The organism is Cryptocyanus atlanticus LEGE 06306, from assembly GCF_056633155.1.
Map to the genome: position 1 here is coordinate 220,889 of NZ_JBSJOZ010000001.1, position 16,070 is coordinate 236,958.

The 16,070-nt window shown below is 69.8% G+C and carries 22 protein-coding genes; 13 read left to right on the forward strand and 9 right to left on the reverse strand.

All coding sequences use genetic code 11. The annotated features are described in order from the left end of the window. Positions 1–24: 24 nt before the first annotated feature. From ACWJI7_RS01110 to ACWJI7_RS01120, 3 genes are all read left to right on the forward strand, one after another. Complete coding sequence (locus ACWJI7_RS01110; RefSeq protein WP_479934417.1) at positions 25–297, forward strand: high light inducible protein; 273 nt, start codon at positions 25–27, stop codon at positions 295–297. A gap of 133 nt (positions 298–430) precedes the next feature. After that, positions 431–1,594, forward strand: coding sequence for an FAD-dependent monooxygenase (locus tag ACWJI7_RS01115; protein WP_479934594.1), 1,164 nt, complete (start codon positions 431–433; stop codon positions 1,592–1,594). A 31-nt stretch (positions 1,595–1,625) separates the two neighbouring features. Then, positions 1,626–1,853 (forward strand): DUF2949 domain-containing protein, encoded by a 228-nt coding sequence (locus ACWJI7_RS01120; RefSeq protein ID WP_479934596.1) that lies wholly within the window; start codon positions 1,626–1,628, stop codon positions 1,851–1,853. On the opposite strand, the gene ACWJI7_RS01125 is transcribed toward ACWJI7_RS01120, so the two are convergent. Beyond that, positions 1,844–2,401, reverse strand: a complete 558-nt coding sequence (locus tag ACWJI7_RS01125; protein ID WP_479934597.1) for an adenine phosphoribosyltransferase — start codon at positions 2,399–2,401, stop codon at positions 1,844–1,846. The genes ACWJI7_RS01120 and ACWJI7_RS01125 overlap by 10 nt on opposite strands. Positions 2,402–2,452: 51 nt before the next feature. Between ACWJI7_RS01125 and ACWJI7_RS01130 the strand changes: the two genes are divergently transcribed. The 4 genes from ACWJI7_RS01130 (at position 2,453) to ACWJI7_RS01145 (ending at position 4,452) form a co-directional block, all read left to right on the forward strand. After that, on the forward strand, positions 2,453–2,998 hold the full coding sequence (locus ACWJI7_RS01130) for a DUF3038 domain-containing protein (protein WP_479934598.1): 546 nt from the start codon (positions 2,453–2,455) through the stop codon (positions 2,996–2,998). Further along, positions 2,995–3,621 carry a DUF4335 domain-containing protein gene (locus ACWJI7_RS01135; protein WP_479934599.1) on the forward strand — a complete coding sequence of 209 codons (627 nt, stop codon included), beginning with the start codon at positions 2,995–2,997 and terminating at the stop codon, positions 3,619–3,621. The genes ACWJI7_RS01130 and ACWJI7_RS01135 overlap by 4 nt, the downstream gene beginning before the upstream one ends. Before the next feature lie 108 nt (positions 3,622–3,729). Further along, entirely contained in the window at positions 3,730–3,972 is a 243-nt protein-coding gene (locus ACWJI7_RS01140) for a hypothetical protein (RefSeq protein ID WP_479934601.1), read from the forward strand. A 30-nt stretch (positions 3,973–4,002) separates the two neighbouring features. Beyond that, positions 4,003–4,452, forward strand: coding sequence for a hypothetical protein (locus ACWJI7_RS01145; RefSeq protein ID WP_479934603.1), 450 nt, complete (start codon positions 4,003–4,005; stop codon positions 4,450–4,452). A gap of 26 nt (positions 4,453–4,478) precedes the next feature. Here the strand turns inward: ACWJI7_RS01145 and ACWJI7_RS01150 are convergent, their stop codons facing one another. Then, positions 4,479–4,979: an EF-hand domain-containing protein gene (locus tag ACWJI7_RS01150; protein WP_479934605.1), complete on the reverse strand. Its 501-nt coding sequence runs from the start codon at positions 4,977–4,979 to the stop codon at positions 4,479–4,481. Between the two features lie 180 nt (positions 4,980–5,159). On the opposite strand from ACWJI7_RS01150, the gene ACWJI7_RS01155 reads away from it, so the two are divergent. The 4 genes from ACWJI7_RS01155 to ACWJI7_RS01170 all read left to right on the forward strand — a co-directional run bounded on the left by ACWJI7_RS01155 (position 5,160) and on the right by ACWJI7_RS01170 (position 8,767). Beyond that, positions 5,160–5,885, forward strand: a complete 726-nt coding sequence (locus ACWJI7_RS01155; protein WP_479934607.1) for a response regulator — start codon at positions 5,160–5,162, stop codon at positions 5,883–5,885. A 3-nt stretch (positions 5,886–5,888) separates the two neighbouring features. After that, positions 5,889–7,256, forward strand: a complete 1,368-nt coding sequence (locus ACWJI7_RS01160) for an ATP-binding protein (protein ID WP_479934608.1) — start codon at positions 5,889–5,891, stop codon at positions 7,254–7,256. 119 nt (positions 7,257–7,375) lie between these two features. After that, positions 7,376–8,350, forward strand: a complete 975-nt coding sequence (gene ppk2 / locus ACWJI7_RS01165; protein ID WP_479934610.1) for a polyphosphate kinase 2 — start codon at positions 7,376–7,378, stop codon at positions 8,348–8,350. Positions 8,351–8,419: 69 nt separating this feature from the next. Then, positions 8,420–8,767 (forward strand): hypothetical protein, encoded by a 348-nt coding sequence (locus ACWJI7_RS01170; RefSeq protein WP_479934612.1) that lies wholly within the window; start codon positions 8,420–8,422, stop codon positions 8,765–8,767. Between the two features lie 146 nt (positions 8,768–8,913). Here ACWJI7_RS01170 and ACWJI7_RS01175 read toward each other — a convergent pair whose 3' ends face one another. The 4 genes from ACWJI7_RS01175 to ACWJI7_RS01190 form a co-directional block, all read right to left on the reverse strand. Further along, a complete protein-coding gene (locus tag ACWJI7_RS01175; protein ID WP_479934614.1) occupies positions 8,914–9,249 on the reverse strand; it encodes a hypothetical protein in 336 nt (111 codons plus the stop codon). Between the two features lie 489 nt (positions 9,250–9,738). Further along, the gene (locus ACWJI7_RS01180; protein WP_479934616.1) at positions 9,739–9,960 is read right to left on the reverse strand and encodes a hypothetical protein; all 222 of its coding nucleotides are present in this window, start codon (positions 9,958–9,960) and stop codon (positions 9,739–9,741) included. A gap of 114 nt (positions 9,961–10,074) precedes the next feature. Further along, complete coding sequence (locus ACWJI7_RS01185) at positions 10,075–10,311, reverse strand: DUF6737 family protein (protein ID WP_479934617.1); 237 nt, start codon at positions 10,309–10,311, stop codon at positions 10,075–10,077. Between the two features lie 14 nt (positions 10,312–10,325). Continuing rightward, positions 10,326–10,568 (reverse strand): hypothetical protein, encoded by a 243-nt coding sequence (locus ACWJI7_RS01190; RefSeq protein WP_479934618.1) that lies wholly within the window; start codon positions 10,566–10,568, stop codon positions 10,326–10,328. Positions 10,569–10,672: 104 nt separating this feature from the next. On the opposite strand from ACWJI7_RS01190, the gene ACWJI7_RS01195 reads away from it, so the two are divergent. Together ACWJI7_RS01195 and ACWJI7_RS01200 are read left to right on the forward strand one after the other, a co-directional pair. Then, positions 10,673–11,887 (forward strand): glycosyltransferase, encoded by a 1,215-nt coding sequence (locus tag ACWJI7_RS01195; RefSeq protein WP_479934620.1) that lies wholly within the window; start codon positions 10,673–10,675, stop codon positions 11,885–11,887. A 94-nt stretch (positions 11,888–11,981) separates the two neighbouring features. Continuing rightward, positions 11,982–12,782 carry an undecaprenyl-phosphate galactose phosphotransferase family protein gene (locus ACWJI7_RS01200; RefSeq protein WP_479934621.1) on the forward strand — a complete coding sequence of 267 codons (801 nt, stop codon included), beginning with the start codon at positions 11,982–11,984 and terminating at the stop codon, positions 12,780–12,782. Positions 12,783–12,792: 10 nt separating this feature from the next. Here the strand turns inward: ACWJI7_RS01200 and ACWJI7_RS01205 are convergent, their stop codons facing one another. The 3 genes from ACWJI7_RS01205 to ilvC are packed head-to-tail and all read right to left on the reverse strand — an operon-like array spanning position 12,793 to position 16,032. Next, the gene (locus ACWJI7_RS01205; protein ID WP_479934623.1) at positions 12,793–13,890 is read right to left on the reverse strand and encodes a CobD/CbiB family cobalamin biosynthesis protein; all 1,098 of its coding nucleotides are present in this window, start codon (positions 13,888–13,890) and stop codon (positions 12,793–12,795) included. Between the two features lie 2 nt (positions 13,891–13,892). Next, entirely contained in the window at positions 13,893–15,017 is a 1,125-nt protein-coding gene (locus tag ACWJI7_RS01210; RefSeq protein WP_479934625.1) for a hypothetical protein, read from the reverse strand. A gap of 19 nt (positions 15,018–15,036) precedes the next feature. Continuing rightward, complete coding sequence (ilvC, locus tag ACWJI7_RS01215) at positions 15,037–16,032, reverse strand: ketol-acid reductoisomerase (protein WP_479934627.1); 996 nt, start codon at positions 16,030–16,032, stop codon at positions 15,037–15,039. Positions 16,033–16,070: the final 38 nt, after the last annotated feature.

Genomic DNA, 16,070 nt, shown 5'->3' on the forward strand with positions numbered 1-16,070 from the left:
CTGTTCACACCCCGCGAGATCCCCATGGCCCAGGCCACCGCCACCGCTCCCGTCACCGCCGCTGAGCGCGCCGCCATCCGGGGCGCCACCGTCACCACCGAGGACGGGGGGCGTCTCAACGCCTTCGCCACCGAGCCCCGCATGGAAGTGGTGAGCCCCGAGAACGGCTGGGGATTCCATGAGCGCGCCGAGCGGCTCAACGGCCGCATGGCCATGCTCGGATTCATCGCCCTGCTCGCCACCGAAGTCGCCCTCGGCGGCGAGGCCTTCACCCGCGGCCTGCTCGGCATCGGTTGAAGCGCTGGCCGGATCGGCTGACCCGCTTCAGTCCCATCACCCCTCCGTGCCGCAGCAGACTTGCTGCGGCTTTTTCGTGCCCACTCCGTATGCCCTCCGGCCAAGGCCCCGTTCCGCACACCAACGGGGGGCCATGAGCGGCTGTCCGCCCCGGGCCCGTGTCTGCGGCGCCGGCCCCACCGGCGCCCTGGCGGCCCTCGCCCTGGCCCAGGCCGGCTGGGAGGTGGATCTGGAGGATCCGCTCACCTCCGAGCAACTCGCCGGTCGCAGCCGCGCCTATGCCCTCACACACTCGAGCCGCCTCCTGCTGCAACGGCTCGGGCTCTGGGATGCCCTGGGCCAGGCGCTGATTCCCTTCCGCGAACTCCAACTCTGCGACCTGGAGCTGCACCGCTCGGTTCCCTTCGGCCCGGCCGACCTGGGAGCGGCGGCCCGCCAGGTCCCCGGAGCCGCCGCGGTGGGCTGGGTGCTGCAGCATCGCCCCCTGATCGAGGTCCTGCTGCGTCACCTGGGCGAGCATCCCTCGGTTCGGCTGGCGCTGGGAAGGGCCGGTGAAGCAGGATCCGTCGACCTGCTGGTGGCTGCCGACGGCAGCCGTTCCCCCAGTCGGGAGCGGGTCGGGATCGGCTGCTGGAGCCTGCCGTACCACCAGAGCTGCCTCACGGCCCAGGTGCGGCTGCGGGGCTCCGCAGCCGACCAGGCCTGGGAGCTGTTCCGCCGCGAGGGACCCTTCGCCCTGTTGCCGCTCGGCGGGGACCGGGCCCAGGTGGTCTGGAGCGCGCCGCCCGCCCGCCTTCGCCGGCTGGAAAGCCTCGAACCGGCCGCCTTCCTGGATGCCCTGGCCGCCGTGTTGCCTGACCAGCTGCAGCCGGAGGCGCTGCTCGACACACCCCGGGCCTTCCCGGTGGCGCTCGAGCTGGCGCGAGGCTTTCAGCGGGGAGGCACCGTGCTGCTGGGGGAAGCCGCCCACCGGTGCCATCCCGTCGGCGGTCAGGGACTGAACCTCTGCTGGCGGGATGTCGCGCAGCTCCAGCGCCAGGCGGCCCAGGCCGTGGGCGGTCGCCTGGCGGTCTCGGCGGTCGCCCGGACCTACGCCAGGGGACGCTGGGCCGATGTGCTGCTCACGCTGCTCAGCACCGATCTGCTGGTGCGCCTCTTCTCCAATCGCCGCACCCTGCCCCTCGGTCTGCGCCGGCTGGCCCTGGGCCTGCTGCAGCGCTCGGCAGCCCTGCGGCGGCTCCTGCTTCGCTCCATGACCCTGGGTCCTTGCCGTCTCAACGGTCGCTGGTCAGAGTGAGGGGCCACCGGTTCATGGCCCGCCCGTCCCCATGGTGCACAGCACCTCTCCCCAGCCGGTGCCCTCCGCCTCCCTGGTGCGCCACCTGCGCCATGACCTGGGTCTGAGCGACAACGCCCTGGAGCTCGGGCTGAAGCAGGCCCAGCTGGAGCAGGCGCCGTTGCCGGTGATCCTCTGGCGCTTCGGGCTGATCAGCCTGGATCAGCTGGATGAGGTGCTGAGCTGGCAGGAACAGCAGGGCCAGGGGCCTCAGCCATAAACGATCAGCGATTCGACCGGATGGTCCCCGCTCAGCCGGCGGCGGCCCTTGAGGGCGGCGAGTTCAGCCACGAAGCCATAGCCGCAGAGATCCCCTCCCGCCTGGGCGACCAGCTCCGCGCAGGCCGCCGCCGTGCCGCCCGTGGCCAGCAGATCGTCAACGATCAGCACCCGGGGCGATCCGTGGAGAGCGTCGTGCTGGATCTCAAGGCGATCAGTGCCGTACTCGAGGGCGTAGTCGACCCCGCGGACCGGACCGGGAAGCTTGCCCGGCTTCCGGACCGGAACGAAGCCCAGCTCCAGCACGGTGGCCAGGGCCGTGCCCACGATGAATCCCCGGGACTCGATGCCGACGATCAGGTCGGGGCTCAGGCGGTCGCAGACCAGGCTGAGCTGGCGGATCACCTCCCGCCAGCCCCGCGGATCGCGCATCAACGGGGTGAGGTCACGGAAGAGGATGCCGGGCTTGGGAAAATCAGGAATTTCCCGCACCATGCCGCGAAGATCGGGGGGCTCAAGCGGGGCGGCCGGAGCCGGAGTGGTGGCCATGGGGCGGCGATCGGATGACGGATCGGCTGGGGCGCTGGCATCATCGCAGCCATGCCCGACGACATTCGCACCGACCCCAGCCCACCCGCGCGGCTTTCCCGCCGCGGCCTCGAGCGGCTCGATCTGATGCTGCTCAGCGTGGAGGCCCTTGATCTCAACGGCGGGGAAGCCATGGTCTGGATGGCCGGACAGCTGGGGCTGGGGGCGATCTTCCCCAACCGCGTCGAGCTGTGGAAACGGCGCTGCCACAACCCCCTGCGACTCTCCTGCCGACGGGGTGTCCTGAGCGAGTCCGAGACCGATGCACTGATCACGCTTCTCTGCGCGATGGCCGATCGGCTCTATCCGATGCTGCGCCAGCTGCTGTCGGGATCGGAACCCGAAGCGGTCAGCCTCCAGCGCTGGAGCCTGTTCCAGGGACGTCTCGACGAACTGGTGCGCGAACGTTTCAATCCACGCCGGGGGGGAGTCCAGAAGCTGCTGGATCCGCTGGAGGGACGGCTGCAGCGGCGCCATCTGATCCAGGGGCTGGCCTTCGGGGCCGGCAACGGCGGTTTCACCCGCCTCAAGGCCAGCCTGCTGGATGCCTCGGCATGAAACTCAGCTACCGCTACGAGCAGACCGGTTGCCGGCTTCGCGTCGAGGGCCTGCCCGATCTGTCGGCCGGCCAGGGTCCGGACCGGATCGGCATCCTCTCCGGCTGGGAGCTGGCCCTGGTGGGACGCCCGGCCCTGGAGGGGAAACGGGAGCACCTGGAAGCGCTGCTGGTGGTGGTGCTTCCCTACGCGCGGCACCTGATCAGCGGGGTGCCGCGACGCTTCGGCCAGGAGGGGGATCCCGTGGTGATCGAACCCTCGAACGGCCCCACTCCCGCCCATCGGATTCGCCTGCGCAGCAGCCAGAGCGACACCCCCCCCCTCGAGCTGCTCGTCGATGACGCCGAACTGGCCGATCTGGTGCGTTGCCTGGATCTGCTGCGACTGGATCCGCGGGTCGAGGCGGGCTTCACGCTGCCGCCGGATCGTCCCCTGCCCCGCCGCGAGATCCGCGAGCGGATTCCGCTGCGCCAGCGGCTGGCCGCCCCACTGGCCGGGGCGGCGGCCCTGGCGATGACAGCCTCGGTCAGCCTGATGGTGCCCCTGCCGAAACCCACGGGAGCACCGGCGGAGGCCCCGTTGGCCGCCCCGGCGGAATCCGAAGGGGTCTCGCCCCAGCGTTGACGGGACGCCCGAAGGCGCCACACTCGTGAGAATGGCATCAGACGCACGCCTGGCCAGCGTGCTTCGATCAGCCCGCATGCTTGCCCCGACGATCCCGATGCCGCATCGATGAGCAGGACCTGGTCCGAACTCCGCCGCCGGGTGATCCGTCTCGGTGCCTCCCTGGATGTCGTGGTGCGCAGCGATCCCGAAGTCTGCGGTCTGAGCGGCAAGGATTTTCACCTGTCCCTGCACCACGGGGGTCAGGGGGACTGCACCGTGGGAGGTCTGAGCCTGGTGGACTGCCCGAACGAACTGGTCCTGATCGAGTTCGAACGCTGGATGCGCGGCGCCGGCCACGCATTCGATTAAGAGCACAGGGAAGAGGAGAGGTCCCGAGCCATGACCCGCCTGCGAGACTCCGCTCGACACCCCCTCGGGCCCAGGACCGTGTTCGCCCGCAAGCGCCGCAAGGCGTCACCCTGGCGGGAGGTGCTGTTCGCCCTGCTCAATACCGGCCTGGGGGCGGGCCTGCTGGTGGGCCTGCTGCAGCTGCCGGGACGGCTCGACTCGCTGCTGATCGTCAGCGAGGTGATCAGCACCCTGATCGCCGGCCTCAGCCGCATCGGGCTCGGGGTCGTGACGCTGATCACCGGGGTGGCCCAGATGCTGGGCATCCTCATCCTCCTGGCGCTGGCGATCTCGGCCCTGCTGCTGCTGGGCAACGGGGTGTACCGGCTGGTGCGGCTGGCACTGCCCGGAGTCGGGGGCGCCCTGATGGTGCCCGGCCGCTGCGCTCGTCTGGTCTGGTCCGTGGTGCGCATCCGTCCGTCGGATCGGTCCGAGCGCTGAGCACAGGGGGCGCCCAGCGGCGGAGCTCAGCGGCGGGGAGCCAGGGACCGGCGCAAGTCCCACAATTCCATCAGGGTGACCCCGCCATCACCGTTGCGATCGGCTTCCGCAAAGCGCTTCTGCAGCCAGGGGAAGGCTCTGGCCTCGGCCGGGCTCAAGGACCCATTGCCGTTGCGGTCGGCGTTCTGGAAGGTTTCCCGGATCCGCTCCCCCAGGAGGTGGCGCTGGGATGGGGCGAGATCGGCGGGGATCAGGTAGCCGCGGTTGTCGCCATCCAGCCGTTGAAAATTCAGCTCCAGAAACGAGTTTCCCCGCACTTCGACGGGGCTGAGCCGCCCATCGCGGTTGCGATCAAGACGCTGAAACCACGCTTCCATCCGGCGCTGGTAGCGCTCCAGCTGCGGAGACTGCTGGGCGGCCAGGGGGCCCGCCAGCGGGCCCGCGACCTGGAGAAGCACCAGAACGGCCCACGCTCCGATGGCCCGGCCAGACGACTGGTTGGGCGCCGGTGGTAAGGGGGAGACCATGGCGTCACCCTATGGACCTGGCCGTGGATGGTCGATGACTGGATCCCTGCGGCGGTTGGCAATCGATGACTGGATCGGACTGATGGCGCCAGCGGACACGTTTGGACAGGCCCGGAGGGGTCGCCGGGCGGGCGGCCTGGCCCCAGCTCCATACAGTCGGCTCAACCGCCGCGTCCTCCCATGAGTCGGACCCACACCATCTGGGTGGTGGATGACGACCCCGAACTGCGCCAGCTCCTCGGCACGTCCCTCACCGACCAGGGCTACGAGGTGCGCTGCCTGACCGACGGGCGCCAGCTGATGGCCCGTCTCGAGTTCCAGCGGCCGGATCTGGTGGTGCTCGACCTGATGCTGCCCGGCGACGACGGGCTGACCCTGTTGCGGCGGCTCCGGGACAACGGTGACGACCTGCCGGTGGTGATGCTCACCGCCCGGGGCGAGGCCGTGGACCGCATCATCGGCCTGGAGCAGGGTGCCGACGACTACCTGGCCAAGCCCTTCCTCCCCCGGGAGCTGATGGCCCGGATCGAATCGGTGCTGCGGCGCCGGGCCTGCCTGCCGGCCGGCACCCCCCTGGCGGATGGGGAGGTGGTGACCTTCGGCGACAACCAGCTGGATCTCTCCGCCCGGACCCTGCAGCGCTCCGGGGAAACAGTGACCATCACCAGTGGTGAGTTCAGTCTGCTGGCGGCATTCGTCCAGCATCCCCATCGCCCCCTGTCGCGGGAACGGCTGATCGAGCTGGCGCGAGGGCCCGACAGCGACACGGACAGCCGGAGCATGGATGTGCAGGTCTCGCGGGTGAGGCGGCTGGTGGAGCCGGATCCGAGCCGGCCCCGCTACCTGCAGACGGTCTGGGGCTACGGCTACGTGTTCGTCCCCGACGGCGCCCCGCGCAACCGCTGACCGATGGCGCCCTCCGTGCGGTCCGGCGCCCTGCTGTTGCGCCTGGGGGGCTTCTTCCTGGGAGGATGGGTCACCAGCCTGCTGGTGCTGCAGGCGTTGCTGGGCACCCGGCTGGGCCAGGCCCAGATCGCCCAGATGGGTCCCCAGGTGGCCCTCAACCTCCGGCTCTCCGAGCTGACCCTGGAGCGCTTCCCACCGGCGACCGTCTCCCAGCTCAGTGGCCTGCAGCTGGGGGTGGGACAGCCGCCACCGCCGCCGCCGCGCCGCGGTCTGCTGGGCCGGGGGGACGACGGGCTGCTGGACCGCCAGGCCAATCAGCTCCAGCTGGAACTGTGCCGTCGCCTGCCCCGCTGCCCCCAGGTGGTGCCAAGCCGTGGCGAGGCCCGGGGGGTGTGGATCGAGCTCGCCTCACCGCTTGAACCCGTGTGGCTCTATGCGGCGATCCGGCCCCAGCTGGGCTGGCCCCCGGATCCGCTGCTGCTCACGCTGTCGCTGATCAGCGGCAGCGTGATGGCCGGTGCCCTCTTCCTGGTGCTGGAAGTGCAGCGACCCCTGCAACAGCTGGAACGGGCCCTCGGCCGGGTCGGACTGGAGGCCCAGCCGGAACCCCTGCCCCAGCGGGGCGCGCCGGAGGTGCGCCAGCTGGCCCGACACTTCAACGCCATGCTGGAGCGGCTTGAGGACAGTGAGAGTGAGCGGGCCACCATGCTGGCCGGCATCGCCCATGACCTCAAGACCCCCCTCACCCGGCTACGGCTTCGCCTCTCCCTGCTGGGCAGTCCGGTTCCCGGCGACCGCGCGGCGGCGGCAGGTCTGGATCCCCAGGGGCGGGCCAAGGCGGAGGCCGATCTCGACGACCTGGAGCGGATCACCGGCCAGTTCCTGCTCTTCGCCGGCGGCGGTGCCGCGGAAGCGGCGGTGACCGTGCCGCTGGCGGAGCTGCTGGCGGAGCTGGCGGCCCGCTACGACGGCCAGCCCCTTGAGCTGGATCTCACCCCGGTGACCGCCCGGGTCCAGCCAATCGCCCTCGGTCGGGCGGTGGCCAACCTGGTCGATAACGCCCTGAGCTACGGCGAGCCGCCGGTGCGGCTGCTGCTGCGGCCGTGGGACGTCGATGGATTCGAGCTGCAGGTCTGGGACCGGGGCCCCGGAATCGCGGCGGATCGTCGCTCCCAGGCCCTGATGCCCTTCCAGCGGCTTGATGAGGCGCGCAGCGGGCATGGACACTGTGGCCTCGGCCTGGCGATCGCCCAGCGGGTGGCCCGCAGCCACGGCGGTGAGGTACGGCTGGGGGCGGCGGCGGTGCCAGCCCAGGCGGGGTTCTGCGTCAGCTTCACCGGCCGCTCTCTGGCGGCTCACGACGGCCCCTGAAGCGGCCCCCGACGGAATCGGCATGTCAGGGGCTCAACAATCTGCCGGGCTGGGGCTGCAAGGCCAGGAACCTTCCTCTAGAAGGGAAGGATCGCCCCACGCATCTGGAGCCGGACCCCATGGGTAAAGGCAAGGAGAAGTCCAAAGGGAAAGGCAAGGCCGAGAAACACGCCAAAGCACGGGGCGGAGACAAGACATCCGGACTCACCGCCACCCTGCACGCTCCTCACTTCGGCAACGGTCTGAACGACCGCTACCACCCCTCCCACCTCCTCGGGGAATCCGAAGACGAGCTCAATCTCCCTCAGCCCACTGCCAAGCTCAGCAAAAAGTTCTACGAGAAGGAACTTGAAAAGCTCCAGGTGGAGCTGGTCAAGATGCAGTACTGGGTCAAGCATGTCGGTTACCGACTGGTGATCCTGTTCGAAGGGCGTGATGCCGCCGGGAAGGGTGGAGCGATCAAACGGATCACCGAGCCGCTCAACCCCCGCGGCTGCAATGTCATTGCCCTGGGCACTCCTTCCGACCAGCAGAAGACCCAGTGGTATTTCCAGCGCTATGTGGAACATTTTCCGGCGGCGGGAGAGATCGTGCTGTTCGATCGCAGCTGGTACAACCGGGCGGGGGTGGAGCGGGTGATGGGGTTCTGCACCGAACCCCAGGTGGATGAGTTCATGCAGTCCTGTCCCCAGTTTGAGCGCATGTTGGTGCGGTCTGGGATCACGGTGCTGAAATATTGGTTTTCGGTGAGCGATGATGAACAGGAACTGAGGTTTCGCTCCCGTCTCGATGATCCCGCTCGCCGCTGGAAACTCAGTCCGATGGATCTCGAATCCCGCGACCGCTGGGTGGAGTTCTCCAAGGCCAAGGATCAGATGTTTTCCCACACGAACATCCCGGAAGCCCCCTGGTTCACCGTTGAGGCCGATGACAAGCGCCGGGCCCGCCTGAACTGCATCCGCCATGTGCTGGGCAAGATTCCTTACGAGGACATGACCCCCGAAGCGATCGAACTGCCGCCACGCAAGAGTGGAAGTGACTACATCCGGCCCCCCATGAACGAGCAGTTCTTCGTTCCCAACGCCTATCCCTGAAGCCCCACCCCCGAGATCCTGATCCCTGCCCGGAGCAGGTCCGGCCTGCGTTCTTCCCTGCCGTCCCCCATGATGCTCCTCCCCGACGACGACCCCGCCCAGGATCCCGAGTTCGGCGATCGCTCCGGCGCCGGGCTCGCCGTTCCGGCCACAGCCCCTTTGCTGGGACCGGAGGGAAGCCTCCTGTACACGGGGAGCGACGGCCGTCAGTACATCGTCTGCGGCGATCCCTCCCAGGCCGAGGACCAGGAGCTGACCGCCGCCTTCCAGGCGCTCCGCGCCGGGGCCCATGAGCTCGACGACCTGATCGGGGCAGCCCGGGACTGGGTGGTGGCAGCCCGGGACGCCGGACTCTCAGCTCCCGCGGCGCGCCGGACCCTGCTCGGGCGCCTCAGGGAGGCCCTGGACGATGTCTGAATCCGCGCATCACTGAAAGCGCTCAAACCAGAATCCGGCCAGCTGCCAGCTGCTCCACAGAAAGATCAGCAGGAAGACCCAGTTCAACCAGGGGGGGCGTGGATCGGGGCCTGAACCCATGGGTTCCCTGTGCGGATCGCCCAAACCTATCGGTCCCCTGGCATCTCCAGTCCAGGGGTGTGGCCCCAGGTGCGGCCCGTGCGGGCATCCGACCAGCGCAGCACCCGTCCACCCCCGGCCCCTCCGGCCGGGGCGGGCACGGAGATCACACTGAGCCGGGCGTCGCCGCGGCGATAGTCGTAGCGACAGAAGCCGGATCCGGAGCCCGAGCAGCCCGAGAGGCTGGTCAGGGGATTGCCCGCCCTGGTTCGCTCCATCGGCAGGGGGGCGCCGGCGGGGGCAGGGATCCAGCGGGCCCGTCGCAGGGCGCGGTCCGCCTCCTGGATCGGCTGACCGACCCGCAGCAGCTGGGGCAGTGCCATGAACGGCCCCGGGCCCTGATCGCCCCCTTGTCCGGACTGGGCAAGCAGAAGGCCCAGCAGGCCGAGCGCGAGCCCGATCCGGGCCGAGCTGAGACGGACCGGGCACTGGAGGGACGGACCGTCGCCGCTCCGCTGCCATGCCCGACCGAGCCGTGTATTCATTTCTGGGGTACCCCGGCTGGGGGCCGCTGCATCTCCATCTTCACGATGACGGCTCCCCGGCGGAGGCGGCCCTGCGGCTGGGAGCCGCCCTGGCCGCCTCCGCCGGGCATCAGCGTCCACAGACGGCGCTGGTGAGCGCCTTCCTGCGTCTGAACCCCCAGAGCGAACCGCTGGGATCGCCACATCTCTGTGGCGCGGGCACCGCCCACTACGTGGTGGTGCATCGGTTGGGTGGACGCTGGCCCCAGCGCATCACCGGCTGGTGGCCTCTGCCGGACCAGGGGGGATGGAGTCGGCCCTGCGGGCCGTTGCCCCTGGACGCCTTTGTCAGGCGGTTCCATCCGGGACGGCACCGACCGCCTCCGGAGAGGGCTGGATCTGGGCCCGCCTGAGGTCGTGCAGCCCCTCCAGCTGGTTGTACACGGCCAGCAGCTGAAGGCGGATGTGGTCGGTGTTCTCCAGCTTGGTCAGGTTGGCGAGAGCCGCCTCGATCTGGGCCTTGCTGTCGATCAGCAACCGGCACTCGTTGGTACCGGGTTCATAACTCATGGGTGGGCGTGGGCACAGGGACGGAACTCGGACGCAACCCCGTTCGGATCGCGCTCCCATGCAAGAGAAGGGGGTCCTGGGCCGCTGTCGGATCGGCTGCCGTTTCCTCTTGCATCAGCCTGGATCGGAGGGATCGGCTGGTGGATTCAGGCTACTGGGCATCAGCACAAGGAAGAGCCACCACCAGAGCCCCACGGCCATCGCCACCGGCAGGCTGATCCACCAGCGCCCGAACACCAGCCAGCTGGCAACCACGGCCACCACACCGGTGAGCAGGATCGACCAGGGCTGACACCACCAGGGCTTGACCTGCCAGATCGAGGACGGTTCGCGCGGGGGTGGGGAGGACAAACGGGCTCCGGGCCTCAGGAGTGGAACAGCAGCACAAGACCCAGGCTCACCTGATGGAATTCCCGTTCCTCCCGGCTGAGATCGAGCCCCACCTCCAGGCCCTCCCGCAGGGCCAGGTCATATGGGGGGGTAGCCGGCGCGGTTCCGGCTCGCCAGAGCGCAGCGATCCCCACGGGGGTGGCATGCCACCTGAAGCAGGAGGTGAGACCGATCGAGGGTTCCTCGAGGGCATCTTCCAGGAGGTCGCGAATGGGCATGGGGGGCAAGGACTGCGCCCAGCATCCGGAGGGAGTCCCGGCCATGCAATCAGATGAGAGTTTTCGTGACCTGAACGGGTCAGCGGGGCGCCTACCGTGCCGCCATGTCAGCCCTGCCGAGTCGCATCGCCCTGGTGCACGAGTGGTTCACCCCCCGCTCCGTGGGGGGGGCGGAACGGGTGGTTCAGGAAATCGACCGGCTGCTGGGCCAGGGGCGTCCCCCTGCCGATCTGTTCGCTCTGGTGGATGGCGAGAGCGGGCGCCGCGGCAGCTGGCTGGAGGGCCGCCGGATCCGCACGAGCTTCATCCAGACCCTGCCCTGGGGGGTCAGCCACGTTCAGCAGTACCTCCCCCTCCTGCCGCTGGCGATCGAACAGCTCGACCTCGGCGGCTATCCCCTGGTGCTCAGCAGCAACCATCTCGTGGCCAAAGGGGTGCTCACCGGCCCCGATCAGCTCCATGTCAGCTATGTGCACACCCCGGTCCGCTATGCCTGGGATCAGATGCATGCCTACCTGGCCGGGTCCGCCATCGCCCGCGGCCCCCTGGGCCCCTGGGTCCGCTGGCAACTGCATCAGCTGCGCCAGTGGGATGTCAGCAGCAGTGCCCGTGTGGACCATCTGATCGCCAATTCCCGCTTCACCGCCCGGCGCATCCAGCGCTGCTGGCGCCGGGCCAGCGAGGTGCTGCATCCGCCAGTGGCCGTGGAGCGGTTCCGCTGGGACCTGCCCCGGGAGGAGTTCTACCTGTCGCTCAGCCGGCTGGTGCCCTACAAACGGGTGGACCTGGTGATCGAGGCCTTCAACCGCACCGGTCTGCCCCTGCTGGTGGCCGGGGACGGACCGGAACGGGACCGGCTGGAGGCCATGGCGGGGCCATCGGTTCGCTTCCTGGGCCGGTGCGCTGCCGAGGAGGTGAGCAGCCTGATGGGACGCTGCCGTGCCTACGTGTACGCCGGGCTCGAGGATTTCGGCATCGCCCCAGTGGAGGCGATGGCCGCCGGAGCCCCGGTGATCGGCCTGGGGCAGGGAGGTCTGCTGGACACCGTGCGCTGCCTGGACCGGGACGCCGGGCGGGCCACCGGATTGCTTTTCCCGGAGCAGACGGCCGCCTGCCTGGGGGCGGCGCTGGAGCATTTCGAGCAGGGGCGGCTGTGGCAACGCCTGCCGCCCGAGCAGCTCAGGGCCTGGGCTGAGCAGTTCGCACCGGAGCGCTTCCAGGCCCGTCTGCTGGAGATGCTGGAGCGGCAGTGGCGGCACCACCGCCGGCGCCTGCGGCTGGCCCATGGCCCCCTGCCAGCCCCCGGATCCGGCGACTGACGCCAACGAGGCGCTGTGCCTCTGGCCCGAGTGACCGCCCAGGCTGGTGTGGGGGGCCGTTGATTTTTAAAGTTTCCACACCAAGGTGCCGGTGATGTCCAACCATCACGCCAACGGGTACGGAAGTCACGAGCTCCCCAACCCCCACCACTGGTCCACCCAGCCCCCGCAGAACCCGGCGCGGCGGGTGCTCCATGTTCTTCCTCCGGTCACGCCCCTGTTTCCGTTCTCTCCGCCCCTGCCCACCGCCCAGGAGCTGATCGAGGCCCAGTCGAAACCGTCCAGGATCCTGAAGCGGGGCGGAGACATCCTTTTCTCCCTCCTGGTGCTGAGCCTGGGCAGCCCCCTGTTCCTGCTGCTGGCCCTGCTGGTGCGCCTGAGCTCACCGGGGCCCGTCTTCTATGTCCAGAGTCGGATCGGCCGGGGGTACAAGGGATTCGGCTGCATCAAGTTCCGCACGATGCGCAAGGACGCCGACCGGGTCCTCCGGACCCTTCTGGAGGAATCACCGGAGCTGCGGGAGGAGTTTCGCAAGGATTTCAAGCTCAAGGCCGACCCTCGCATCACCAGGATCGGCAGCTTCCTGCGCCGCTCCAGTCTGGATGAACTGCCGCAGTTCATCAATGTGCTCAGGGGGCAGATGAGCGTGGTCGGCCCCAGGCCGATCGTCCGCGATGAACTGGAGCGTTACGGGCAGCGCATGGACGAGGTGCTGGCGGTCCGGCCCGGCCTGACCGGTCTGTGGCAGGTCTCGGGTCGCAACAACCTCAGCTATGCCACCCGGATCAACCTTGATGTCACCTATGCGCGGCGCTGGGGGGTCCTCCTGGATCTCACGATCATGCTCAGGACGGTGGGGGTGATCCTCTTCCCCCGCGACCGCGGCGCCTACTGAACCCGCCCGCTCAGCCGGAGACCCGCCCAGTCAGGGCGAGCACGGGCAGGGCGGCCAGCAACCAGAGCACCTCCAGCCGTCGGCTGAGCGCCAGGATCCGCTCCACCGCCCCGCCATCGGGCGGGCTGTACCCCCAACCCACCACCGGCTTGCTCCGCTCGATCCCCCCATAGCGGTTGACCCCGCCCAGCCGCACCTCCGCCGCCAGGGCGAAGGCGGCCTGGGACACCCCGGCGTTGGGGGAGGGATCGGTCCGGCCCTGCCTCAGGGCCTCCCGGCAGCGGCCCAGGGCATGGCGTGGCTGAGAACCCAGCAAGGGCAGACTCAGGGCCACCAGCCGGCAGGGAAGCCAGGTGAGCAGGTCATCGAGGCGGGCCCCGGCGGTGCCGAGCCAGAGCAACCGCCCCCGGCGGTAGCCGAGCATGGAGTCGAGGGTGCTGGCGGCCTTGAAACTCCAGGCCAGGGCCAGGGGGCCCGGCACCCCATCGGCCACCCCGAAGCCGCTCCAGAGCACGGCCCCGGTCAGCATCCAGAACAGGGGCGCGAACAGGCCGTCAATGGCATTTTCCGCCGCGGTCTCCGCCGCCGCCCGAATGATCCCATCGCGGTCCAGGGCATCCACGTCGCGGCCGACGATCCAGGCCAGGCGGCGGCGGGCGCGGGCGAGATCGTCCCCCGGGGCGGAAGCCCCGGCCGTCGTCGCGGCCGCCTGATCGTCCGCTGGGCCCAGCGGCTCCAGCGCCGCCCGCACGCCCTGCTCCAGGCTGCGCCCCGCCAGGGCGCTGGCCAGCGCCAGCAGGAGCAGCGGCACCCCCAGCCACGGCAGGGCCGCCGGCAACGGCCAGACCCCCGCCGGACCCAGCGCCAGCTGCTCGATCAGCCAGCCGACTCCTCCGCTCGCCCCCACAATCAGGGCGGTGATCAGACCACCGAGCAGCCGCAGGCGCCAGGGGCGATCGCCGGCCCAGGGCTCGCCGCCGGCGCGGAGCCGATCGACCCCCCAGCCGATCAGCTGAACCGGATGGGGCCAGCGGCGGGGATCCCCCACGCCGCGATCGAGGGCGCAGGCCAGCAGCACCAGCAGCCAGGCCGACAGTCCCTCGCCCACCGTCACACCGGGTCTGCGGCAGGGACAGGGGACGGGCCCGAAGGCGGCCCCGACGGGGCCAGCAGGAGGGCGGCGAGCAGGAACGCCCCCAGCTGAACCGGCAGGGCGATGGTCAGTCCGAAGACCTGGGCCACTCCCCCCATCCCCAGGCCGCCCACCACCCCCCCAACAGCCCCGGACCGCTCCATGATCTGCCAGCGGAGGGGTTCGTCGCCCAGGGGCCGCAGGCGGGCCACCAGGGCGGCATCGCTGGTGGCGGCGAGGATACCGATGGGAACGAACGGAAGGAGCGCCGACCAGCCCGGCAGCCAGCGACTGCTCACCAGCAGCAGCGCCAGAAGGAGATAGCGGGCCGCCGCCAGCCGGGGTCGGCTGCGCTCGGCTGAACCGCCGGTGGGGGAGCGGCCGGCTCCCAGACTTCTGCCCACCGCATAGGCCGCCAGCACCAGGCCGAAACCCAGACAGGTGCCGCCCTCGATCTGGCGCACCCACAGGGGAAGCAGGCTGAACAGACCTCCGAAGAGCAGTCCCTGAACCAGGCAGATCCAGCCCAGAGGCAGGGTCGCTGCGGGGGGACGGGTTGCGGAGGGATCAGCCCGGTGAGCGAGATTCAGCACCGGCAGCAGCAGCACCGCCGCCTGGGAGAACTGGAGCAGGGCCTGACCGATCGGGAACGTCACGCCGGTGAGCACGAAGCCCGCCAGAGCCCCCAGATCTCCCCCCCGCCGAAGCCTGGCCATGGGGACGCCACGGGCGGCGACGAGATGGCGCTGCAGGGGCAGACCCGCCATCTGTCCCCCCAGACCGACCAGCAGAACCCCGGCCAGGGAGAGCGGCAGGAGCCAGGGCGCCGCGCCGCCGGTCAGTGACCCGAACGGCCCGGTGGCAACGGCGACGAGCAGGAGCAGCAGGACGGCCAGCAGCTGCAGCCAGGTTCCCAACAGCGCCCGACGGACCAGCGGAAGCAGGGCGGGGAGCGCCGCCAGGGTCGGCAGCAGGCTGTTGATCAGCGGCGAGGGGGTCAGACCACTGACCATCCAGGCGGCGGAAGCCAGGCTGAGACTCACGCTCGCCTGGGAGGCCGCCCAGACCAGCATGAGCCGCCGGGAGTCGATGGGGGACGCCACAGCGGGGGCCCGTGGCCGCTCAGGCGGCCTTGAGCCAGCTGAACATCGAGCGCAGGCCCTTGCCCACCTGCTCGATCGGGAGCTGGCTGTCGCGGTTGCGGATGCGGGTCATCTCGGGTTTGCCGGCCTCGCATTCCGCCACGAAGTTGCGGGCGAAGGTGCCGTCCTGGATGTCGGAGAGGATGCGACGCATCTCGGCCCTGGTCTCGTCGGTGATCAGGCGCGGGCCGCTGACGTAATCGCCGTACTCGGCGGTGTTGGAGATGGAATCACGCATGGCGGTGAGGCCGCCCTTCACCATCAGATCCACGATCAGCTTCACTTCGTGGAGGCATTCGAAGTAGGCCAGCTCGGGCTGATAGCCCGCCTCCACGAGGGTCTCGAACCCGGCCTTGACCAGTTCGCTGAGGCCGCCGCAGAGCACCGCCTGCTCGCCAAAGAGGTCGGTTTCCGCCTCCTCCTTGAAGTTGGTTTCGAGGATGCCGGCGCGGGTGCCGCCGATCGCCTTGGCATAGGCCATCGCCAGGGCACGGGCCTGACCGGAGGCGTCCTGCTCCACCGCGAACAGGCAGGGAACCCCCTGGCCGTTCTGATACTCCCAGCGCACCGTGTGGCCCGGACCCTTCGGGGCAACCATCACCACATCCACGTCGGCGGGCGGCACGATCAGACCGAAGCGGATGTTGAAGCCATGGGCGAAGCTCAGCACCTTGCCCGCCTGGAGGTGGGGCGCGATCTCCCCGTCGTAGACGCTCTTCTGGGTCTCATCGGGCAGCAGGATCATGATCCAGTCGGCCCGCTCAGCCGCCTCGGCCACGCTGACCACCTCCAGGCCATCGGCCCGGGCCTTGTCCGCTGAACGGCTGCCGTCGTAGAGGCCCACCAGCACGCTGACCCCGCTGTCCTTGAGGTTGAGGGCGTGGGCATGGCCCTGGGAGCCGTAGCCGATGATCGCCACGGTCTTGCCGCTCAACAGGCTCAGATCGGCATCGTCGTCGTAGAAGAGCTGGGCCATCCGGCAAGGGGTCAGGGCAGGAGCGGATCCTACGGTCG